Raw genomic sequence first — 26,332 nt, 5'->3', positions numbered from 1 at the left:
GAGCGGCCGCTCCGCGCTGCCCGCACGCCCGTCGAGGGGACCACCGATGAGCCTGAAGGCATCGCCCGAGGTCAACGCGATGATCTTCATCCTCACCGGGGAGAAGCTCATCGACGCCGACGAGGACCTGGCGTACGAGAGCCGCAAGCCCTACTCCGGCCTGGGCCGCAAGCTCGACCGCATGTCCTCGCTGATCGAGAAGTCGGTCCACGACATCGCCGAGTCCATGCCGGACGACCTGGCCAAGTCGTACGCCAAGGCGATGGGCGTGCTCATCGACGACGGCGGCAAGAACTACCTGCGCGAGTTCGCCGAACAGCTCGACAAGATCGCCGAGGGCCGCCGCAAGACCTCCATGGACATCATGGAGTCCAAGTGGCAGGTCATCGCCGAGGTCATCCGGCTGCTGATCGAGATCGCCCTCTACCTGGCGATGTCCTTCTTCACCGGAGGCGCCTCGGCGAGCCAGATCATGATGGCCAAGCTGCGCAGCCGGTTCGCGATCCTCACCACGCTCAGCCACCTGCTGCACCGCCTGCACCTCGCCCCCTCCCTGACGGAGGCGTTCGCCGAGGCGTTCACGACCTTCGCGGTGCGGCTGGCGATGATGAACTTCGCCCCCGAGGGCCGCCGCCCGGACCGGTTCGACTGGAACGACATCCTCAAGTCGGCCGCGTTCGGCGCCGCCGCGGGCCTCTTCACCAGCATCTTCGACGACATCGCGAAGCGCATCGTCAGGAGCTACGACCACAACTTCCTGAAGAACGGGTCCGACCTGGACTTCAAGAAGCCGCCCAACCTGCGCGACACCCCGGACATCGACCTCAAGCCCACCCCCGCCCCGCACCGCGACACCCCCCACGACCGGCCCGGCCCGGACCCGGCCACGAACCGCCCCACGCCCCCCGCCCACACCCCCACCACCTTCCGCGACGGCCCCCTGTCCTTCCGGAACAACCCCACGCTGTGGCGCAACAGCCAGCTGCTGCGGAACAACGCCGACCGGCCGGGTGCCCTGGCCGGCCACTACGGCCTGAAGGGCGTCGCCGACTTCCTCGCCGCGGGCTCCGGCGAGGGGCTCGGGGAGATCGTGATCAAGGGCGCCTTCGACGGTGACTGGTCCACCAGTTGGTCGACCTTCCTGGGCGCGGGCATCAGCAGCCAGGTCGAGGCGAGCCTCATGAGCACCGCCATCAACAGCAGCGCCGAACTGCGCCACGCCATCGACAAGTTGCGCTTCCAGCCGCCCACCGTCTCCGGCGGCGACCACGGCTCCGCCGATGCCCCGCGCTCGCGTGACGGCGGTGGCACCAGGGACAGGGGCAGCGACAGCGATCGGGCCGGTGGCCCCAGCCGGGGCGCCACGGGCGACGGCACCGTCCCCGCGCCGGTCGGCGGGCAGGCGAGCAACTCCGCGGGTCTCGACGGCAGTTCCACGCCGTCCACGGACATCACGCAGGGCACGCCGCCGCCTCCTTACACGGCTGTAAACCCACCGGCGTACTCCCCCGGTCCGCTGCCGATGACCGCCGCCGAGAACGCGCTGTGGCAGCAGGTCCACACCGGCACACCCGACCTGCGCGAGCAGGCGCTGCGTGACATCACCGCCCTGCGCGGCTCACAGCCGCCCACCGGCGCCGAGATCGGGGTCCGCGACGCGCTGCACAGCAACCTGTCGCAGCTCCCCGAGGTCCGTGTGGTGCCCGCCGGGAGCGGCCCGGCAGCCCAGGTCGACGCCGACGGGGTCCGCCGCGCACTCGACTCGCTCGGCGTGCCGGTCACGGTGGACACGCCGCACTCCGTCGATGTTCCGATCCGCTCGGACGCCCCCGCCGTCGACAGCCGGACACAGGCACCTCAGCCGCAGCCCCAGCCCCAGCCCCAGCCCCAGCCCCAGGACACCCGTACCCCGGACGCCACCCAGCTCACGGCGGACGGTCGGCGGTCCACCCCGCACCCGGAGCAGACCACCGCGCCCACCGCCGACGACCTCCCCGGCACCGCCGGTACACCGCACGGCGACACCGCCACGGAACCCGTGGACAGCGGCAGCACCACCGAGTCGTCGCAGCCCCTCCCCGACACGGCCCCGGCATCCGACAGCACCACCTCCGCACCGCCGAAGGTGCCCACGACCAGCTCCGCCGACGGCCGCTCCGACGCTTCCACGCTCGGTGATCCCGATGTGAAGGCCGGTCCCGCCCTCGCCGGCACCACCGATCCCGCTCGGGCACCCCTCACCGTCGTGGTCTCCGAGCTGCCGCCCCCGGCGCCCGGGTCGCCGGAGGCCGCCGCGCTGCTCGACACCGCCGGGGCCGACCGGGCCGTGGTCCTCGGCCCGCCCGCCTCGGCGGACGGGGCAGGGCGACCGGTGCGCCCGGCCGTCGAGCTCACCCGCGAGGGTCCGGGCCGACCCGTCCAGGTGCGCCCGCTCTCCGGCCCGCCGCCCGCCGCAGCACAGGACACGGCCGTACCGGGCACGGACGTCCGCACCGACTTCCCCGGCGCCGACGTGCTGTTGCCGCTCGCTGACGCCGTCGGCGCCCCCGTCACGACCGATCCCGCGCCCCGGCCCGTCACCGAGAGCGGTCCCGCCGTCGGCAGCGGCCCGGTCGCCGACACGACCTCGAACACCGTCCCCGACGCGACCTCGGACACCGCGCCCGGCACGCCCCCGCCGAGCGAGAAGCCGATCCGCACCGACTCGGCGGCTCCCCACGCGAACCCGCTGTCCGACAAGCTGCTGTCGGACGCACCGCCTCCCGCACGCGACGACCGGACGACGATCGACCCCGCCCCCGACACTTCCGCTCCGGCCAAGCTCGCCACCCTCTCGCGCCCGTGGGCGGAACCCGCCACCGACCTGCACCTGGAATCCGGCGACAGTCCCTCCGGGCGCGACGGAGCCTTGGGCAGCCACACCGGACCCGGCAACGGCAGCACCCCGCCCCCACCGCCGCCGACCTCACCGCGGAACGAGCCCTCGCAGCCCCCTGCCCCCGCCGTCCCGGCGCCGACGCCTGCGTCCGCGCCTGCGTCCGCGCCTGCGCCTGCGCCTGCGCCTGCGCCTGCGCCTGCGCCTGCGCGGATCGTCGTACGGCCGTCAGACGGTACGGCCGACACCGGCGCCGGAACGGTCCGCCCCAAGGGTCAGCCGACCGTCACCACCCTCACCGGTCACACCGTGCCCGTGGCGCAGCTGCGGCGTTGGATGCCGGACACGCCGACGCAGCCACAACCGGGCCGAGCAGTAAGGACGTTGACCATCTCGCAGAGCCCGGCCGAGGACGGCACGGCACACAGTGAGGCCCGCCGCGCGCTGCTCGGACAGGACACGTACCGCAGCGTGCGCACCACCTCCGCTGCCCCCGCCACGGAGCCGGGCGCCACACCCGCCCCGCCCCGCACCGTCTTCACCGGCCCGCTGACCCCCCTGCCCGGCTCCGGCACCAGCGCCGGCTCCGAGCCGTCCGGCATCGCCCGGGGCGCCGACTACTTCGGCTCGCACGGCACCCCGCGCACCGTCACGCTCGGTACCGACGACGCCGTACACCCCACCGTGAAGGTGAGCGGGGTGCAGCTCGGCGAGGTGCTCAAGTCCTGGTACCAGGACGGCGATGCGGACCGTCCGATCGTGCTGTACTCCTGCGAGACGGGCCGGCAGCCGGAGGTGGCGGGCCTGCCGGTGGCCCAACACGTGGCGAACCGGACCGGCCGGCCGGTGTACGCGCCGACCACCGAGGTGGGCACGGCCCGTGACCGTGACGGCGCCGTCCGCGCCGTCCTCACCGAGGGCGCGGACGGGCCGGGCCGCTGGCGGCTCTTCACCCCCGAGCCCACCGGCGCCCGCCTGGACGAGCTGGCCCGGGACGCAGGGCTGCACGCCGGTCCGGACCCGGCCGACGCCTTCACCCGTGCCCGTACCCTCCAGCAGATCCGCACCCTGCGCGACGCGCTGGGGCCCGACGCCGAACAGCGCCCGGAGAACCGCGAGTTGCTCGCCGGTCTCGCCCTGGTCGACGGGTTGCGCTGGCTCAGCCGGGACGGCGCGGACCGCTACGGCGACGGCCGCATGACCCCCGACCTGCTGCGACGGATGGTCACCGACTGGACAGGCGCCACGCAGGGCACGACCGGTCCCGCGGCCGGTCCCACTCCCGAGCAGTACACCGGGTTCCTGCGCGCGGCCGCCGGACTGCGCGCCACCGCGGGCCCCGACGCCACGCTCGACACCCTGCTCCCCCCGCCTCCGCCCGCGCTCCCGCCCACCACCCTGGTGTCACCGCAGGACGTGCGCGGACTGGCCTACGCGCCCTCCGCGCAGATCACCTGGTCGTTGTCGGACACCCCGCTGCCGCTCGGCGAGCTGGGCCTCAGTACCGAGGACACCGCCGAACTCGCCCGCCGCAGACCCGACCTCGTGCCCACGCCGAGCCGGCCGGAGAGCCTCGCCGAGGACCTGGCCCTCAACGCGGCCGGCACCGCACTCGCTTCCGCCCCCACCGTGCGCGCCGACGGCGTGACCTTTGCGCGACTGGACACTCCCGGTGGCGGCAACTGCCTGTTCAGGGCGCTGCTGGACAGTGCCCGCAGCCGTCCGGTGCCGCCCGCCTGGGCCGCGCGGAACGTCGCCGGCCTGCGTGCCCTGCTGCGTGACCGGATCGCGGGCACCGAGCTCGGTACCGCCGCCGCCACGGCGTTCCCCGACCCGGTGTACTCCGTGGTCGACGACCTGCGGGTCCGCGCCCTGGCGGGCGTGCGCGACGCCGACGAGCGCGACCGCCTCACCCGCGAGTGGAACCGCGTCGCGCAAGCCGTCGTGACCCATGGCGATCCCGAAGAGTGGCGGCGGTTGCTGCGCGCGGGTGACTACCCCCAGCTCGCCGACATCGCCCCCACACCCGCCGACGCCCGCCGGCTGGGCCCGGGTGCCCTGGTGGCCGCGGCCGCGGAGCACCCCGGGCTGTGGGCGTCGCCCTTCGCCGACCTCCTCCCGGAGGCCCTGGCCCACACCCTGGACCTGGACCTGCGCCTGGTGCAGCCCGACCCGCGGGCGCCGGGCCGGACCACCGTCACCTCCCTGCACCCCGGGGCCAACGGCGGCGCCCTGCACCTGGCGTACAACGGCACCGACCACTTCGACGCCCTGGTCCCGGCGCCGACCCCGCCCGTCCCGGACCCGGCCGCCCCTCTCCACCAGGACCCCGCCACGCCGCCCCCCGTCGGCACCACAGCCGACGCACCGACGACGGACGACAGCCCGGAGAAGGCCGAGCAGTCCGGGGAGACAAGGAAAACCGGGGAGACCGCGGAGACCGGGACCCCCGACCGCGGCGATCCCGTCCCGCTGGAGACGCAGCTCGAACGACACCGCCCCGCGCGCCTGTTGACCGGCCCCGACGCCCCGCCCCCGGGCCCGCCGCCAGGCACGGTCACCTTCGCCGACGGCAGCCGTCTGCCCACGGTCCTGCTCGACCCGGGGGCCGACCCCGACGGGGGCGCCCGGGGCGAGGGCGCGCGGAGGTCCGACGAACCGTCACGTGGCGACCGTACGGGCCTGTTCACCGGCGTGGGCGTCACCACGCTGCGCTCGCCCGAGCAGGTGGCCCGGCAGATCGTCGAGGGCCTGCCCAGGCACCTGCGCGCCCGGTTCGACGAGGCGGAGCTGCTGCGCCTGCTCACCGACCAGCCCAGTGCCTTCACCGCCCCGCGCGGTGCCCGTCTCGTGGGCCGCGAGAAGTCGGGCGTCGGCCTGGAGTTGACCGTCGAGGCCGTCCCGTACCACCGCTGGGAGCGTTTCTCCGACGTCGACGGAGGCACCGTACGCCTGGACACCATGCGGCGCGGTCAGGCCGGTACCGGAGGTGGGCGCAGCGTCGGCTTCGGGCGCCGCATCGCCGGTGCGCTCAGCATGGGACCGCCGCTCAACTGGCTGCTGAAGATCGGCGTTTCCCTGGGCTGGACCCGCAGGACCGACTACGTGCAGGGCACCCAGGCCTACAACCAGTCCGAGTGGCGCGCCCACGAGGGTTCCCACCTGCACCTCGACGACGTGTACTACCGGGTGCGGGTGGACCGCGTCACCGAGGCGCCCGGGACCACAGGCTCCGCCGACGGAACAGCCCGGACCACGGGCCCGCTCGACGGACCGGTCCGCACCACCGGCACCACTACATCCGCTACATCCGCCGACTCGCCCCCGCCGCGGCCGGCTTGGCACCGCACCCAGGTGCACACGGCCGGCTTCGGCATGCGGGACGGGCTCAGCTGGCGGCTGCCGGACGACCTCACCGTGCCCTTCAAGGGCCCCCGCCGCGCGCCCCGCACGCTCACCTTCCCCGACGGGGCCGGGCCGCGGGTGACGGACACCGGTGGGCTGCACCTGGTCGACCCGCCGGAGGACGTCGCGCTGGCCATCTCCGGTGCCCGGCCCGGCAGTTCGGCGCACCGCACGGTGGTGTCCTACGTGCGGCCGACCCGGCTGCTCGCCCTGTTCGGGCGGATGACGGGCCCGGTGACCGGCCCCGAGCTGACCCGGGGCAGCGCCCAGCACCCGCTGGGCCACCTGATCGTGGAACGCTCCGTGCCGCACCGGGCCACCCTGGTCGCCGAGTCGGTCAAGATGGAGCTGCGCGACCTCACCCAGACCACGTACCAGAACCAGCGCGGGCACGTCCGCGACACCCGCTTCGGCATCCAGGTCACCGCCGGGCCCAACTACACCCTCGTCGGCCCCGAGACGGACGTACGCCTCCAGGGCGGCCCGCTCGTCCGTGCCGACCTCACCAGCGGACGCGGCCACTACCTCGGCGCGGACGCGGCCCGCAAGACCACCGGCCGGGTGCGCAACCACCCGATGGCGCTGTACCGGGTCGAGCGCACGCTGATGGTGCGCATGCCCGGTGAGCCCGCGTCCGCGGCTCGTCCGGTGCGGGTGGTCAGCCTGGACTGGATGTCCACCCAGGACGCGCGGCGCCTGGCCGGCTGGGACAGCCGTACGCCGGGCCGGACCGGTCCCCACCCGGACGCCGAGCCGCCCGTGCCGTGGTACCTGACGCGGGAGGACCCGGTGCACCTCAGTGGCCAGGTCCGGGCCGAGGGCTTCCGCCCCGACCGGCCGCTGGAGCCCGCGCAGACGCCACCGTCGGCACGGAACCAGCAGCCCGGAACGGGCCGGACGCAACCGACCCAGCAGCCCCCGACCCAAGCAGTCCAGCAGCCGCAGCAGTCCTCACAGCCGACGCAGCCGCAGCCGCAGCCGCAGCAGCCGCCGGTCACGGCTCCGCAGCCCGCCCCGCCGGACCCCCTGGAGGCCTTCACGGACTCCGTCCTGGACACGCTGCACCGCTCCTACCCGTCCCTGTTCGTGCCGCCGCTGGTGCTGCGCCACCCCCGGCTGGCCAGGTTCTGGTACGGCGACGGCCGGATGCGTACCGCGCTGCACAACGACCGTCAGGTACGCGAGGCCCTCAACCGGCCCAGCCTGGCGCAGAGTCTGGACGACCTCACCACCACCGGCGTCCCGGTCACCCTCACCGAGGACGGCAAGGTACGCCGCGGGCACCACACCCTCATCCTGCGGGCACGGCTGAGCGACCGGCGGTTCGAGACCACCCTGACCGAGCGCTCCCTGCGCAACGCGGTCGTCGGCACCGAGGTCTCCGGTCAGGGACAGCAGGCGTCCATCACCCTCTCGGGCGGTGTCGAGCTCGGCGTCTCACCGCGCGACCACGACAAGGTGCGCGAGGCGGGAGTGCCCCGCCAGACGGGCAACGTCACCGTCGGGGCCCGCTACGCCAGGACCGAGCAGAGAGCCACCAGGAACACCGTCGCGGTCACCCACGACCAGCTCGCCTTCGAGAACGGCACCGACCTCTACAGCTACCGGGTGGAGCTGGGCGCCACGTTCGAGGGGCACCGCCGCCCGCGGGGCTGGGCCCGCCTGGCCACCGTCGGCCTGCTCGGCGCGGGGGTGTTCGTCGACAAGGTCGAGGACCGGCCGCTGTTCACCCGCGGCACCGAGACCGTGGGCCGCGTGGAGCTGGCCGTGCCCGCCGCGCACGGCTCCGAACGCCACGCCCCCGCGGACCCGCGCCCCGGCCGGCCCGCGCCGGCTCCCATGACCGCGCCGCGGCGGCTGTCCGCCACCGAGGCGGACCAGCTCCTCGACGGCACCCGTCCGCCGCAGCGGGTCGACTCCGCCGACCTGCGCCTCACCCTGCGCCTGCTCAGCGCGCCGCACGTGGTGCTCGGCGCCGAGGGCGGCCGACAGCGCCAGCAGCTCGCACAGGACACCGCCGACCGGGCCACCGGCTCGTCCTGGCACGTGGGCGCGCCGGGTGCCCCGGCCCGCACCGCGCTGCGCCGTGCCATGGCGAACCTCAGCGTGGCCGGTCAACTCGGCCAGTACCTCGGCCCGTTCGGCTCGCGCATCGCCGGGCTGTCCGGCGCGGGACCGCTCCAGACGCACTACTTGAAGGCCGCGGTCCGCGGCGAGCTGCACAACCTGCGGGTCAAGAGCGACCCGAAGCCCTCGACGCTGGAAACCACCATCGGCAACGAGCACCGTGTCGTCGGCAGCGCGAGCACCGTCGCGCACGCCACCCTCGGCCTCCAGGGCTCCGACATGCCGCTCCAGCAGGCGCCCGGCCAACAGCCCGTGGTCGGGACCTACTCGACCGCCCTGCAGTACGCCTGGGGCCGCGGCCACAGCGTCTCGCAGACCCTCACCCGCGGACGCAACACCACCCTCGCCTTCGCCGGGCGCATGTACCTGGTGGTCGCCGACGCCGTCGAGACCGTCGCGGTGCGCGACCGCTGGACGGCCGCGATGGGTCTGGCCGGCACCCGCGCCGGGACCCGGATCAGCTCCGCCGCAGGGCGCCTCTCGGAGCACCTCGGCCGCCGCCTGGTGCCCCGCCGCGCCGCCGCCGCGCTCCACCGCGTCCGTGACGCGGTGATGTTCCACCTGCCGATGCAGGACGCCATCGAGGCCGGCCTCGCCCCGGACGGCCTGGCCACCACCACCCCGCGCAACCTCGGCGGCGGTTACCGGGTGCCCGGCTTCCTGCGGGGCCGGCGCTTCCCCACCCACCCCAGCGGCAGCCTCGACGCGAGCCGCGCCGCCCGGCACCTGCTGCCCCAGCTCGAGAAGGTCGGCGTACCCTCGCACGACCGCGAGCAGGTCCTGCAGCGGCTCTCACCCGACTTCCTCCGCGCCCACCTGCACGAGCTGACCACCGACGGGATGACCCTGCCCGTCCGCCACCGCACCTGGCGCAGCCCGCACCACCTGCCGGTGGGCGGCAGCCCGGCGCAACTGCACTTCAAGCTGACGCCCGTCACCACCACCGTGCAGCGGCTGCGCACCGGCTTCGAGCTGGAGGACTACCGCACCATCGCCCGCGACGACGCCACCGCCGTCTCCCAGGACCGCGGCGCCGACGTGACGCTCAGCGCCGCCCAGCGCGCGGCGGCCGACAGCGGCGGCGTCCTCACCGCCAGTCCGTCGGCGCAGGGCACGGCCGCGAAGCAGCGCTCCGGCGCCCGGAGCGAGACCCACGGCAGCACCGCGATGCCGAACATCGCCACCACCCAGGCGCACGCCGAGGTCGTCACCAGTTACGTGCTCACCGTCTCCATGACCGACGCGACCGGCACGCCGCTCGCCCCCCGCACCGGCGCCTCGGTCGGCACCCTGAACGAGATGCTCCCGGCCGGCCTGCTCACCCCGGACGGCGACGGCTCGGACAGTGCGCTCACCGAGCAGGACGTGCCGGAGCCCGAGCGCGCGGTGCGGCTGCTGACCGCCGAACAGAGCCGTCCGGAGGGCATCGCTGCCTGGCGCGGCACCAGCGGACCGGGGCCCACGGGTTCGGGCACCTCGGACACAGCCGGCGCGGACGCGGGCACCGATTCCGACGTCCTGCCCTTCGACGACCGCATCGGCTCCGGCATCCTCGCCGTCGACATCCGCGGCGCGGCCAACGTCCGGGACGGCCTCACCCTCGCCACCGCCCGCGCGGACGGTTTCGGCGACAGCGACCTCGGACGCCGCCACACCGGCGACCTCCTCGCCGCCCGCGTCCGCATGGCCCACCTCACCCCGCTCACCGGCCTGGGCACCGCCCCCGCCCAGGCCCAGCAGGAAGCCACCTCGCAGGGCGGCCTGACCGCCGGCTTCCGCGAGGCCCTCGGCCCGGACGGCTCGCCGCTGCCCACCCAGTCCTCCGCCCGCCTCCTCGGCCAGTCCCACACCGCGAACTCCCGCCTCTACGCCAAGATGCACCGCACCGGCGCCCAGCTGCTCGCCGTGGAGAACAAGCCGCGGATGGAGGCCATGCAGCGCCGCAAGACCTCCGACGCGCTGGAGGCCGGCATCACCGACAACGTCGAGGGCGCGGTGGGCACGTCGCCCCTGGCGGGCAACAGCAACGCGGGCATGACCAACCCCGGCGCCACGGTCCCGGTCGGCGGCGCGAACGACACGACCGCCCTCAAGGGCTCCGCGGACACCACACTCGGCACCCACCTCAAGGTCGTCACCGAACGCAGCATGCTCTTCGCCGTACCCGTGAGCTGGCTGGCGGTCTCCGAGGTGCACCACCAGATGACCGACAGCCGCCCGCTGCACGCCCTCGGCAAGGCCCGGCGCGGCCCGCGTGCCGCGGAGGCCCGCACGACCGCGCTGGTCTGGCTGCGCGAGGACATCGCCCGTGACTACGGCCTCCTCGACGACACCACCTACCCCGACGAGGTGAGCGCCGCCTGGGACGCCCAGGCGAAGGCGGCGGCCGACCTCGCGACGGCCGAACAGCGCTACTACGACGCCCGCGCACGGGCCCGCGACACCTGGCTCGACCTCACCCCGCAAGAGCAGGCATCGCAGGACGATTCCGCCGCCGGGCCCCGGCCCGCGCCCGCTTCCGCCGCCGTCGCCGCCTGGCAGGCGGCCCGTGCCGAGGTCCGCCTCTGGGAGCAGCGCACCGACGCCGCCGCCCTCGAGCACCACCGCCTGCACCTCGCCGCGAGCCGCCTCACGGCCCACCACCGGGGCCAGTCCCCCGCGCCGGCGCCCGAGCAGGCCTCCTACACCCAGCCGGCCTGGCGCTCCGAGGCACCCGCGCCGTACACCGTCAGCGACGCCACCGGCTCCGCCCCGCGCACCCTCACCTCCCCGGACGGCGCCACCGTGCGCGAGGTGCACGACGTGCCGCACGACGGCGCCTCGTTCTTCCACGCGCTGCTCGCCGTCGCCCAGGACCGGGGCAGGCTGCCCCACCTGCTCGGGACCGACCTCGCCGACCGGTTCGCCGCCGCCCCCGGCGACCCCGCGGTCACGGCCGAGGCCGTCAGCGCCGCCCGCGACCGCCTCGCCTGGGAACTGGGCGAGGACAGCAGCCAGGACCTGCTCGACTCCCTCGCCCTGGACGCCGCCGACACCTTCACCCAGGACGAGGTGGACGCCGCCGGGCTGCGGTTCACCCCTGCTCAGCAGGCCGAGTTCGACGCCTTCGGCCGCCTCCCGCAGACCTACTGGCCGACGCCCGGCCAGCGGGTGGCACTGTCCGTCCTGGCCCTGTCCCGCCCGTTCGCCGGCGAGCCGCGCCAGGACAGCGGCGGACCTGCGGACGGCGAGCCGGCCACGCCCGGCCGCCGGGCCGGCGACCACGGCGGCGCCGACCTGCTGCCCGCCCTGGCCGCCCGCGTCCTGGGCACGCCGCTCACCGTGGTGACCGGCGAGGGCCGCAGCCAGCTCTTCCTCCCGCGCGGCGCCGACCCCGCCACCGTACGGCCGGCCACCGACCCGGTGCTGTTCGCCGCCGGGGACTTCTTCCACGCCGCGCTGCCCCCTGGCACCCCCGCACCGGTCGCCACCCCGCTGCCGACTCCCGCCGTCCCGGCCGAGGCTACGGACGGGTCCGGAACGACCGCGGCCACGGCCGACCCCACCCAGGCCACGCCCCGGCAGCCCTCCCCGCACCGCAGCCACACCACGCCCCCCTGGATGCCGCCCGCCCAGGGACCGGGCCCGCGCTTCCGCCTGGCCCGCGACGGCGTCCTCACCGCGCCCGACGGGGCCACCTACACCCAGGGCACGCCGACGGGCCGCGGCAACGGCTTCTTCGGCGCGCTCTCCACCGCCCTGCGCCAGGCCGCCGAACAGCCCGGGCTCCACCACCGCGAGGCGGCGCGCCTGCGCACCCGCGCGGGCGCGACACCCTCACAGCTGATGCGGCTCAACGGCCTGCCCGGCGAGGCCGCCGAGCGCGACGCGCTGTTCACGCCCCCGCCCCTGCGGGTCAGGCCGAGCGCCCCGACGCCCAGCCCCCAGGCCCTCGAAGGACACCTGCGCCGCCACCTGTCCGAGGCCCCGTGGGGTCCCGAGGCCGACCGCGCGGTGGCACGGTGGGCCGCCGCCGCGACCGGCACCACCGTCACCCTGATCGAGGAGAACGGCACCGCCCACACCTACGCCGGCCCCTCCACCGACAGCCCCCACCTGCGCCTACGACGCCGCGGCGGCGACTTCGTCCCCCTCGTGCCCCGCACTCCGGCACCAGTACGGACCCAGCAACCCGCACAACTCCAGGTGCAGGGCGAAGAAGAGGCACGCGACCTCAGCACGCTGTCCGGCAACACCGGCAACACCAGCACGGACGCCCCGGCCCCGGCCCCCGAGCCGGCTCTCCGCCCGTTCAAGCTGGGTAGCTTCGAGTTCACCAACCTGAACCAGACCGAGCGTTACCTGGACAAGGCCGTCCGCATCGCCGAACTCCTCGACGAGCACGCCACGATCAAGAACTACATCGGCAACCGCACGGTCCGCATCACCCTCCACCTGCGCACCACCGAAACCCCCGCCGACGTCATCGACCGCGGCGACGACGGCGTCGACATCAACCTCGCCAGCTACTACTTCGAGAAGTACGACACCGGCTACATCATGGGCATGCTCGCCCACGAGATGGGCCTGCACCCCCTCGCCAGCCGCAACAGCGACATCGCCGAGCAGGAAGAGGCCTACCAGGGCATGCCCCTGACCGTCCCCGGACTGACCGACCTCAACCCGCCGCGCACCATGAACAGCGACAACGCCGGCCAACGCGACCACATCATGGCCGCCTACCCACCGGCCATCCGCCACCGCCTCTACCGCGACATCGTCATCGAGATGGCCCACGTCCTCGCCCAGCACGCCCGCGTCGGCGTCCCCGGAGCCAAGAACCAGGACGTCACCGACCTCTTCGACACCTACCTCATGGACCTCGCCTCCATCGCGGTCACCAGCGACTACCGCATCAACGCAGTCAAGGAACCCAACTACACCGCACGCGTCTACAACGCCTACAAAGACCAACTGCGCACCGCACTCGGCGACAACACGACACTCCAGAACCTCCTGCCGTCCAACAAAACCCTCTTCGGCGTCGCACGCAACTTCACCCAACTCGCCACCAGCATCGCCACCAACAACCGCGGCGACAGCATCCAACAACCCACCCCACCCACGCAGACCACCACCAACACCACCGGCGAAGCACACCCCCGGCTGCCCGGAAGCGACAGCGGCACGGCTCCTCCCGCCACGACGGCCTCACCCTCGCGGGGCTCCCGCGACCCCCGTCCTCGGTTCGTCGTCCGTTCGGGCTTCGACGCCCGCCGGTTCACCCACGACGGCGAGCCCGTCACCGACCTCACCGTCCGCGTCGCCCTGCGCGGCACCGACGAGCAGGCCACCCACGCCTTCGACCAACTCCAGCAGGGCGTCGAGGAGTTCCTCAACGACCCCGCCTACCGGCTCCCCAACGGTGACCGCCTGCACGTCACCGTCGAACGCGTCGACCCGGACGACACGCAGGCCGAGGCCCCGCACCTGACCGTGGACCTAGTCGGCCGAGACCGGGCCATGGACCAGATGACCTGGTGGACGGACGCCGCACCCGTCCAACTCGTCCACGAACTCACCCACCAGCTCGGCCTGCGCGACGAGTACCGCGACACCGACACCCCGCACCGCCCCCACGTCCTGGGCAGCCTCCTCGGCGACCTCAACGAAGCCCCCGAAGACCCGTCCCTCACCCCCGCAGGCCTGCGCGACCGCCACCTAGCCCTGCTGGGAGCCCTCATCGGCGACGTGACCCGCGCCCCGCATCCCGAGGGCGGCCCGGCCGCCCGGAGCTGGGCCTCCGCACGCGACGCCGCCGTCCGCGAGCCCCGCGCGGCCGTGTGGGTCGACCCGGTCTCCCTGCCCCGGCCCGCCGACGACACGGCGGGTCCCGAGGTCCCGGCCCACATGCCGCAGGACACGGACACCCCGCCCGAGACCCCGGCGCAGGCCCCCCTCCCGTTCAGACTGGGCCGGTTCGAGTTCACGAACCTCAAGCAGACCGACCGCTACCTGGACAAGGCCGTCCGCATCGCCGAACTCCTCGACGAGCACGCCACGATCAGGAACTACGTGGGTGACCGCGCCGTCCGCATCACCCTGCACCTGCGCACCACCGAAACCCCCGCCGACGTCATCGACCGCGGTGACGACGGCGTCGACATCAACCTCGCCAGCTACTACTTCGAGAAGTACGACACCGGCTACATCATGGGCATGCTCGCCCACGAAATCGGCCTGCACCCCCTCGCCAGCCGCAACACCCGCATCCCCGAAGAAGAAGACCTCTACCGGGGCATGCCCCTCATGGTCCCCGGCCTCGAAACCCTCAAGACCCCGCGCTTCATGAACACCGAAGGCGCCGGCCAGGAAGACCACATCATGGCCGCCTTCCCCCACACCATCCGCCACGGCATCTACCGCGACATCGTCATGGAGATGGCTCACGTCCTGGAACACCGCGCACGGGTCGGCGTGCCCGGAGCCAAGACGCAGGACGTGACCGACCTGATCGACACCTACCTGATGGACCTCGCCTCCATCGCGGTGACGAACGACCACCGGGCCAAGGCAATTCTCGACCCCAGCTACACGGCGAGGGTCTATAACGCCTACAAGGAACAGTTCGCGGCGCAGCTGCCGGCCAATAGCCCCGTACGCGGGCTGCTCCCTGGCGACAAGGGACGGTTCGGCGTCCTCGGCGACTTCGCCCAGCTCGCCACCAGCGTCGGCACCAACAACCGCGGCGACAGCATCCAGCAGCCCAGTCTGCCGCCGGCCACCCCCGGTTCGGCGCAACCCCGGCTGCCCGGGAGCGACAGCGGCTCCACGGTGTCCGAGTCGGCACCGGACGGTCCACGCGGTCCGCGGGACCCCCGTCCTCGGTTCGTCGTCCGTTCGGGCTTCGACGCCCGCCGGTTCACCCACGACGGCGAGCCCGTCACCGACCTCACCGTCCGCGTCGCCCTGCGCGGCACCGACGAGCAGGCCACCCACGCCTTCGACCAACTCCAGCAGGGCGTCGAGGAGTTCCTCAACGACCCCGCCTACCGGCTCCCCAACGGCGACCGCCTCCACATCACCGTCGAACGCGTCGACCCGGACGACACCCGGTCCGAGGCCCCGCACCTGACCGTGGACCTCGTCGGCCGAGACCGGGCCATGGACCAGATGACCTGGTGGACGGACGCCGCACCCGTCCAACTCGTGCACGAACTCACCCACCAGCTCGGCCTGCGCGACGAGTACCGCGACACCGACACCCCGCACCGCCCCCACGTCCTGGGCAGCCTCCTCGGCGACCTCAACGAAGCCCCCGAAGACCCGTCCCTCGCACCCGCAGGCCTGCGCGACCGCCACCTGGCTCTCCTCGGAGCCCTCATCGGCGACGTGACCCAGGCCCCCCGTCCCGACAGCGACCCCACGCCACGGAGTTGGGCCTCGGCGCGCGATACCGCCGTCCCCGAACCTCGCACGTCCATCTGGGTCGATCCGATCTCCCTGCCCCGCCCCGCCGACGATGCTGCCGGTCCCGACATCCCGGCCCACATGCCACAGGACACGGACACCGCGCCCGAAGCCCCGGCGCAGACCCCGCCCCCCTTCAAGCTGGGTAGCTTCGAGTTCACCAACCTGAATCAGACCGAGCGTTACCTGGACAAGGCCGTCCGGATCGCCGAACTCCTCGACGAGCACGCCACGATCAAGAACTACATCGGCGACCGCACGGTCCGCATCACCCTCCACCTGCGCACCACCGAAACCCCCGCCGACGTCATCGACCGCGGTGACGACGGCGTCGACATCAACCTCGCCAGCTACTACTTCGAGAAGTACGACACCGGCTACATCATGGGCATGCTCGCCCACGAGATCGGCCTGCACCCCCTCGCCAGCCGCAACAGCGACATCGCCGAGCAGGAAGAGGCCTACCAGGGCATGCCCCTGACCGTCCCCGGACTGACCGACCTCAACCCGCCGCGCACCATGAACAGCGACAACGCCGGCCAACGCGACCACATCATGGCCGCCTACCCACCGGCCATCCGCCACCGCCTCTACCGCGACATCGTCATCGAGATGGCCCACGTCCTCGCCCAGCACGCCCGCGTCGGCGTCCCCGGAGCCAAGAACCAGGACGTCACCGACCTCTTCGACACCTACCTCATGGACCTCGCCTCCATCGCGGTCACCAGCGACTACCGCATCAACGCAGTCAAGGAACCCAACTACACCGCACGCGTCTACAACGCCTACAAAGACCAACTGCGCACCGCACTCGGCGACAACACGACACTCCAGAACCTCCTGCCGTCCAACAAAACCCTCTTCGGCGTCGCACGCAACTTCACCCAACTCGCCACCAGCATCGCCACCAACAACCGCGGCGACAGCATCCAACAACCCACCCCACCCACGCAGACCACCACCAACACCACCGGCGAAGCACACCCCCGGCTGCCCGGAAGCGACAGCGGCACGGCTCCTCCCGCCACGACGGCCTCACCCTCGCGGGGCTCCCGCGACCCCCGTCCTCGGTTCGTCGTCCGTTCGGGCTTCGACGCCCGCCGGTTCACCCACGACGGCGAGCCCGTCACCGACCTCACCGTCCGCGTCGCCCTGCGCGGCACCGACGAGCAGGCCACCCACGCCTTCGACCAACTCCAGCAGGGCGTCGAGGAGTTCCTCAACGACCCCGCCTACCGGCTCCCCAACGGTGACCGCCTGCACGTCACCGTCGAACGCGTCGACCCGGACGACACGCAGGCCGAGGCCCCGCACCTGACCGTGGACCTAGTCGGCCGAGACCGGGCCATGGACCAGATGACCTGGTGGACGGACGCCGCACCCGTCCAACTCGTCCACGAACTCACCCACCAGCTCGGCCTGCGCGACGAGTACCGCGACACCGACACCCCGCACCGCCCCCACGTCCTGGGCAGCCTCCTCGGCGACCTCAACGAAGCCCCCGAAGACCCGTCCCTCACCCCCGCAGGCCTGCGCGACCGCCACCTAGCCCTGCTGGGAGCCCTCATCGGCGACGTGACCCGCGCCCCGCATCCCGAGGGCGGCCCGGCCGCCCGGAGCTGGGCCTCCGCACGCGACGCCGCCGTCCGCGAGCCCCGCGCGGCCGTGTGGGTCGACCCGGTCTCCCTGCCCCGGCCCGCCGACGACACGGCGGGTCCCGAGGTCCCGGCCCACATGCCGCAGGACACGGACACCCCGCCCGAGACCCCGGCGCAGGCCCCCCTCCCGTTCAGACTGGGCCGGTTCGAGTTCACGAACCTCAAGCAGACCGACCGCTACCTGGACAAGGCCGTCCGCATCGCCGAACTCCTCGACGAGCACGCCACGATCAGGAACTACGTGGGTGACCGCGCCGTCCGCATCACCCTGCACCTGCGCACCACCGAAACCCCCGCCGACGTCATCGACCGCGGTGACGACGGCGTCGACATCAACCTCGCCAGCTACTACTTCGAGAAGTACGACACCGGCTACATCATGGGCATGCTCGCCCACGAAATCGGCCTGCACCCCCTCGCCAGCCGCAACACCCGCATCCCCGAAGAAGAAGACCTCTACCGGGGCATGCCCCTCATGGTCCCCGGCCTCGAAACCCTCAAGAACCCCCGCTTCATGAACACCGAAGGCGCCGGCCAGGAAGACCACATCATGGCCGCCTTCCCCCACACCATCCGCCACGGCATCTACCGCGACATCGTCATGGAGATGGCTCACGTCCTGGAACACCGCGCACGGGTCGGCGTGCCCGGAGCCAAGACGCAGGACGTGACCGACCTGATCGACACCTACCTGATGGACCTCGCCTCCATCGCGGTGACGAACGACCACCGGGCCAAGGCAATTCTCGACCCCAGCTACACGGCGAGGGTCTATAACGCCTACAAGGAACAGTTCGCGGCGCAGCTGCCGGCCAATAGCCCCGTACGCGGGCTGCTCCCTGGCGACAAGGGACGGTTCGGCGTCCTCGGGGACTTCGCCCAGCTCGCCACCAGCGTCGGCACCAACAACCGCGGCGACAGCATCCAGCAGCCCACGCCCCCGGCACCCCCCGCCACCGGCCCGGCCGCCGACGAGGCGCACCCCCGGTTGCCGCAGTCCGGCAGCGGCGTACCGCCCCGCATGCCGCAGGCCGCCGACGCCCCGTCCGGGGAGGCGGACGCGGGCCTCGCCCCCCTCAAGTCGGGGAACTTCGAGTTCACCAACCTCAAGCACACGAACGAGGCGTACCGCGACAAGGCGATCCGGATCATCGAACTGCTCCGCAAGCACGACACGATCCGCGACTACGTCGGCGACCGCACGGTCCGCATCACCCTGCACCTGCGCACCACCGAAACCCCCGCCGACGTCATCGACCGCGGCGACGACGGCGTCGACATCAACCTCGCCAGCTACTACTTCGAGAAGTACGACACCGGCTACATCATGGGCATGCTCGCCCACGAAATCGGCCTGCACCCCCTCGCCAGCCGCAACACCCGCATCCCCGAAGAGGAAGACCTCTACCGGGGCATGCCCCTCATGGTCCCCGGCCTCGAAACCCTCAAGACCCCGCGCTTCATGAACACCGAAGGCGCCGGCCAGGAAGACCACATCATGGCCGCCTTCCCCCACACCATCCGCCACGGCATCTACCGCGACATCGTCAGGGAGATGGCCCACGTCCTCGCCGAGGACGCACGCACCGGCGAGGAAGGCGCCAAGACCAAGGACGTCACCGACCTCATCGACACCTACCTGATGGACCTCGCCACCATCGCGGTGACGAACGACCACCGGGCCAAGGCAATTCTCGACCCCAGCTACACGGCGAGGGTCTACAACGCCTACAAGGAACAGTTCGCCGCCCAGTTGCCGGCCAACAGCCCCGTACGCGGGCTGCTCCCGGCCGACAAGGGACGGTTCGGCGTCCTCGGCGACTTCGCCCAGCTCGCCACCAGCGTCGGCACCAACAACCGCGGCGACAGCATCCAGCAGCCCAGTCTGCCGCCGGCCACCCCCGGTTCGGCGCAACCCCGGCTGCCCGGGAGCGACAGCGGCTCCACGGTGTCCGAGTCGGCACCGGACGGTCCACGCGGTCCGCGGGACCCCCGTCCTCGGTTCGTCGTCCGTTCGGGCTTCGACGCCCGCCGGTTCACCCACGACGGCGAGCCCGTCACCGACCTCACCGTCCGCGTCGCCCTGCGCGGCACCGACGAGCAGGCCACCCACGCCTTCGACCAACTCCAGCAGGGCGTCGAGGAGTTCCTCAACGACCCCGCCTACCGGCTCCCCAACGGTGACCGCCTGCACGTCACCGTCGAACGCGTCGACCCGGACGACACGCAGGCCGAGGCCCCGCACCTGACCGTGGACCTAGTCGGCCGAGACCGGGCCATGGACCAGATGACCTGGTGGACGGACGCCGCACCCGTCCAACTCGTCCACGAACTCACCCACCAGCTCGGCCTGCGCGACGAGTACCGCGACACCGACACCCCGCACCGCCCCCACGTCCTGGGCAGCCTCCTCGGCGACCTCAACGAAGCCCCCGAAGACCCGTCCCTCACCCCCGCAGGCCTGCGCGACCGCCACCTAGCCCTGCTGGGAGCCCTCATCGGCGACGTGACCCGCGCCCCGCATCCCGAGGGCGGCCCGGCCGCCCGGAGCTGGGCCTCCGCACGCGACGCCGCCGTCCGCGAGCCCCGCGCGGCCGTGTGGGTCGACCCGGTCTCCCTGCCCCGGCCCGCCGACGACACGGCGGGTCCCGAGGTCCCGGCCCACATGCCGCAGGACACGGACACCCCGCCCGAGACCCCGGCGCAGGCCCCCCTCCCGTTCAGACTGGGCCGGTTCGAGTTCACGAACCTCAAGCAGACCGACCGCTACCTGGACAAGGCCGTCCGCATCGCCGAACTCCTCGACGAGCACGCCACGATCAGGAACTACGTGGGTGACCGCGCCGTCCGCATCACCCTGCACCTGCGCACCACCGAAACCCCCGCCGACGTCATCGACCGCGGTGACGACGGCGTCGACATCAACCTCGCCAGCTACTACTTCGAGAAGTACGACACCGGCTACATCATGGGCATGCTCGCCCACGAAATCGGCCTGCACCCCCTCGCCAGCCGCAACACCCGCATCCCCGAAGAAGAAGACCTCTACCGGGGCATGCCCCTCATGGTCCCCGGCCTCGAAACCCTCAAGAACCCCCGCTTCATGAACACCGAAGGCGCCGGCCAGGAAGACCACATCATGGCCGCCTTCCCCCACACCATCCGCCACGGCATCTACCGCGACATCGTCATGGAGATGGCTCACGTCCTGGAACACCGCGCACGGGTCGGCGTGCCCGGAGCCAAGACGCAGGACGTGACCGACCTGATCGACACCTACCTGATGGACCTCGCCTCCATCGCGGTGACGAACGACCACCGGGCCAAGGCAATTCTCGACCCCAGCTACACGGCGAGGGTCTATAACGCCTACAAGGAACAGTTCGCGGCGCAGCTGCCGGCCAATAGCCCCGTACGCGGGCTGCTCCCTGGCGACAAGGGACGGTTCGGCGTCCTCGGGGACTTCGCCCAGCTCGCCACCAGCGTCGGCACCAACAACCGCGGCGACAGCATCCAGCAGCCCACGCCCCCGGCACCCCCCGCCACCGGCCCGGCCGCCGACGAGGCGCACCCCCGGTTGCCGCAGTCCGGCAGCGGCGTACCGCCCCGCATGCCGCAGGCCGCCGACGCCCCGTCCGGGGAGGCGGACGCGGGCCTCGCCCCCCTCAAGTCGGGGAACTTCGAGTTCACCAACCTCAAGCACACGAACGAGGCGTACCGCGACAAGGCGATCCGGATCATCGAACTGCTCCGCAAGCACGACACGATCCGCGACTACGTCGGCGACCGCACGGTCCGCATCACCCTGCACCTGCGCACCACCGAAACCCCCGCCGACGTCATCGACCGCGGCGACGACGGCGTCGACATCAACCTCGCCAGCTACTACTTCGAGAAGTACGACACCGGCTACATCATGGGCATGCTCGCCCACGAAATCGGCCTGCACCCCCTCGCCAGCCGCAACACCCGCATCCCCGAAGAGGAAGACCTCTACCGGGGCATGCCCCTCATGGTCCCCGGCCTCGAAACCCTCAAGACCCCGCGCTTCATGAACACCGAAGGCGCCGGCCAGGAAGACCACATCATGGCCGCCTTCCCCCACACCATCCGCCACGGCATCTACCGCGACATCGTCAGGGAGATGGCCCACGTCCTCGCCGAGGACGCACGCACCGGCGAGGAAGGCGCCAAGACCAAGGACGTCACCGACCTCATCGACACCTACCTGATGGACCTCGCCACCATCGCGGTGACGAACGACCACCGGGCCAAGGCAATTCTCGACCCCAGCTACACGGCGAGGGTCTACAACGCCTACAAGGAACAGTTCGCCGCCCAGTTGCCGGCCAACAGCCCCGTACGCGGGCTGCTCCCGGCCGACAAGGGACGGTTCGGCGTCCTCGGCGACTTCGCCCAGCTCGCCACCAGCGTCGGCACCAACAACCGCGGCGACAGCATCCAGCAGCCCAGTCTGCCGCCGGCCACCCCCGGTTCGGCGCAACCCCGGCTGCCCGGGAGCGACAGCGGCTCCACGGTGTCCGAGTCGGCACCGGACGGTCCACGCGGTCCGCGGGACCCCCGTCCTCGGTTCGTCGTCCGTTCGGGCTTCGACGCCCGCCGGTTCACCCACGACGGCGAGCCCGTCACCGACCTCACCGTCCGCGTCGCCCTGCGCGGCACCGACGAGCAGGCCACCCACGCCTTCGACCAACTCCAGCAGGGCGTCGAGGAGTTCCTCAACGACCCCGCCTACCGGCTCCCCAACGGCGACCGCCTCCACATCACCGTCGAACGCGTCGACCCGGACGACACCCGGTCCGAGGCCCCGCACCTGACCGTGGACCTCGTCGGCCGAGACCGGGCCATGGACCAGATGACCTGGTGGACGGACGCCGCACCCGTCCAACTCGTGCACGAACTCACCCACCAGCTCGGCCTGCGCGACGAGTACCGCGACACCGACACCCCGCACCGCCCCCACGTCCTGGGCAGCCTCCTCGGCGACCTCAACGAAGCCCCCGAAGACCCGTCCCTCGCACCCGCAGGCCTGCGCGACCGCCACCTGGCTCTCCTCGGAGCCCTCATCGGCGACGTGACCCAGGCCCCCCGTCCCGACAGCGACCCCACGCCACGGAGTTGGGCCTCGGCGCGCGATACCGCCGTCCCCGAACCTCGCACGTCCATCTGGGTCGATCCGATCTCCCTGCCCCGCCCCGCCGACGATGCTGCCGGTCCCGACATCCCGGCCCACATGCCACAGGACACGGACACCGCGCCCGAAGCCCCGGCGCAGACCCCGCCCCCCTTCAAGCTGGGTAGCTTCGAGTTCACCAACCTGAATCAGACCGAGCGTTACCTGGACAAGGCCGTCCGGATCGCCGAACTCCTCGACGAGCACGCCACGATCAAGAACTACATCGGCGACCGCACGGTCCGCATCACCCTCCACCTGCGCACCACCGAAACCCCCGCCGACGTCATCGACCGCGGTGACGACGGCGTCGACATCAACCTCGCCAGCTACTACTTCGAGAAGTACGACACCGGCTACATCATGGGCATGCTCGCCCACGAGATCGGCCTGCACCCCCTCGCCAGCCGCAACAGCGACATCGCCGAGCAGGAAGAGGCCTACCAGGGCATGCCCCTGACCGTCCCCGGACTGACCGACCTCAACCCGCCGCGCACCATGAACAGCGACAACGCCGGCCAACGCGACCACATCATGGCCGCCTACCCACCGGCCATCCGCCACCGCCTCTACCGCGACATCGTCATCGAGATGGCCCACGTCCTCGCCCAGCACGCCCGCGTCGGCGTCCCCGGAGCCAAGAACCAGGACGTCACCGACCTCTTCGACACCTACCTCATGGACCTCGCCTCCATCGCGGTCACCAGCGACTACCGCATCAACGCAGTCAAGGAACCCAACTACACCGCACGCGTCTACAACGCCTACAAAGACCAACTGCGCACCGCACTCGGCGACAACACGACACTCCAGAACCTCCTGCCGTCCAACAAAACCCTCTTCGGCGTCGCACGCAACTTCACCCAACTCGCCACCAGCATCGCCACCAACAACCGCGGCGACAGCATCCAACAACCCACCCCACCCACGCAGACCACCACCAACACCACCGGCGAAGCACGCCCCCGGCTGCCACAGAGCGGTGCCGACAGTACGACCGAGCCCACTGCCACATCGGGTACGACGCAGTCCACCGGTGCCGCGGAGCCCACCCTCGTTCCGTTCTCTTCAGGGAACTTCGAGTTCACCAACCTCAAGCACACGAACGAGGCGTACCGCGACAAGGCGATCCGGATCATCGAACTGCTCCGCAAGCACGACACGATCCGCGACTACGTCGGCGACCGCACGGTCCGCATCACCCTGCACCTGCGCACCACCGAGACCCCCGCCGACGTCATCGACCGCGGCGACGACGGCGTCGACATCAACCTCGCCAGCTACTACTTCGAGAAGTACGACACCGGCTACATCATGGGCATGCTCGCCCACGAAATCGGCCTGCACCCCCTCGCCAGCCGCAACACCCGCATCCCCGAAGAGGAAGACCTCTACCGGGGCATGCCCCTCATGGTCCCCGGCCTCGAAACCCTCAAGACCCCGCGCTTCATGAACACCGAAGGCGCCGGCCAGGAAGACCACATCATGGCCGCCTTCCCCCACACCATCCGCCACGGCATCTACCGCGACATCGTCAGGGAGATGGCCCACGTCCTCGCCAAGGACGCACGCACCGGCGAGGAAGGCGCCAAGACCAAGGACGTCACCGACCTCATCGACACCTACCTGATGGACCTCGCCACCATCGCCGTCACCAACGACCGCCGCAAGGACGCCGCGTGGGAACCCCGTTACACGGCGAGGGTCTACAACGCGTACAAGGAGCAGTTCGCCGCGCAGTTGCCGGCCGACAGCCAGGTCCGCGCCCTGCTGCCGCCGGACAAGAGCTGGTACAACGTCACCAACAACTTCCTCGGTCTCGGAGCCAGCTTCGCCTTCAACAACCAGGGCGACAGCATCCAGACCGTCGCACCGCGGCCGAGCGGCGGCACCGGGGGGACCCCTCCCCGCCTCGCGCCGCCCACGGACTACGCCCCGACGCCGTCGGCGCCCGCACCGGACGTCCCGCGGCCCCGGAGGCCACGCGACCGGCGCCCCCGGTTCGTCGTCCGCTCGGGCTTCGACGCCCGTCGGTTCACCTACGACGGCGAGCCCGTCACCGACCTCACCGTCCGCGTCGCCCTGCGCGGCACGGACGAGGACACGGCGCGCGTCTTCGGCCAACTCCAGCGAGGCGTGCACGAGTTCCTCAACGACCCCGGCCACCTGCTCCCCGGTGGCGACCGTCTCCACGTCACGGTCGAGCGCGTCGACCCGGCCGCCACCGACGCCACGGGCGGGGCCCCGCACCTGACCGTGGACCTGGCCGGCCGCGACCGGACCATGGACCAGACCACCTGGTGGACCGACGCCGAGCCCGTCCAGCTGGTGCACGAGCTCACCCACCAGCTCGGCCTGCGCGACGAGTACCGCGACGCAGACGCCCCGCACCGCCCCCACGTCCCCGGCAGCCTCCTCGGCGCCCTGGACGAGGCTCCCGAGGACCCCTCCCTCGCCCGGGGCGGTCTGCGGGGCCGCCACCTGGCCCTGCTGCAGGCGCACATCGGCGAGGTGCGGCCCCGGCCCCACCACGGTGGGACGGAACCGGACCGGACCTGGGAGGAGACCCGCCGGGACACCACGCCGACGCCGCGCGCCTCCGTGTGGGTCGACCCCGTTTCCCTCCCCACGACGGGCGACACGACGCACGGCCCCGGGGGCGCGGAAGTACCGGCCCAGATGCCACAGGGCCCCGCCCCGGAACCGGTCCTCACCCCCTTCAGGTCGGGGAACTACGAGTTCACCAACCTCAAGCACACCGAGGACAGGTACCGCGACAAGGCCGTCCGGATCATCGAGCTGCTCCGGGAGCACCCGACGATCCAGGCCTACGTCGGCGCCCGCCCCGTCCGCATCACGCTCCACGTGCGTACGACGGAGACGCCGGCCGACGTGCGCGACCTCGGCGACGAGGGCGTGCTGATCAACCTGGCCAGCTACTACTTCGAGAAGTACGACACCGGCTACATCATGGGCATGCTCGCCCACGAGATCGGCCTGCACCCCCTGGCCTCCCGCAACGGGAACATCCCCGACGAGGAGGCGATGTTCCAGGACATCCCCCTGCCCGTCCCGGGCCTCGCCGACCTGGCCACCCCCCGGACCATGAGCACCCAGGGCGCCGGACAGGCCGACCACATCATGGCGGCCTTCCCCAGCAGCACGCGGCACGGCATCTACCGGGACATCGTCGTGGAGATGGCCGAGACCCTCGCCCGGCAGGCGCAGTCGGGGGAAGAGGGCGCGAAGGCCGGCGACGTCACCGACCTCTTCGACTGCTACCTCATGGACCTCGCCTCCATCGCGATCACCAACGACTACCGGATGAACGCGGCGAAGGAACCCAACTACACCGCGCGCGTCTACAACGCCTACAAGGACCTGCTCCACGCCCGCCTGGCGGACAGGCCCGCCCTGCGCGCCCTGCTGCCGTCGAACAAGAGCCTGTTCGGCGTGATCAACGACTTCCGCCGCATCGGCACCCACATCGCCCTCAACAACCGCGGCGACAGCATCCAGCAGCCCGCCACCTCCTGAGCCGGCCGGTGGCTGCATCCGGTCGGCCGCCGACCGGCGAACCAGTCGCGTAGGACCATCACGGCGTCGGCGGAACCGGGAGGCGGG

Annotated in this window: 1 protein-coding gene; it reads left to right on the top strand. The window is 72.3% G+C overall.

Annotated features, from left to right (window positions below; translation table 11 throughout):
• The first annotated feature begins 46 nt into the window (after nt 1-46).
• Nucleotides 47-26,245 carry a WXG100-like domain-containing protein gene (locus tag E4U91_RS35085; protein ID WP_137310531.1) on the top strand — a complete coding sequence of 8,733 codons (26,199 nt, stop codon included), beginning with the start codon at nt 47-49 and terminating at the stop codon, nt 26,243-26,245.
• The last annotated feature ends 87 nt before the right edge of the window (nt 26,246-26,332 follow it).

This window comes from Streptomyces lasalocidi (assembly GCF_005280215.1).
GTDB lineage: Bacteria > Actinomycetota > Actinomycetes > Streptomycetales > Streptomycetaceae > Streptomyces > Streptomyces longwoodensis.
This window is presented reverse-complemented; position numbering and strand designations above follow the sequence as displayed.

What these genes read in the sequence shown, in the direction of transcription:
- E4U91_RS35085 (WP_137310531.1), top strand. Translation starts at nt 47, where the DNA reads ATGAGCCTGAAGGCATCGCCCGAGGTCAACGCGATGATCTTCATCCTC.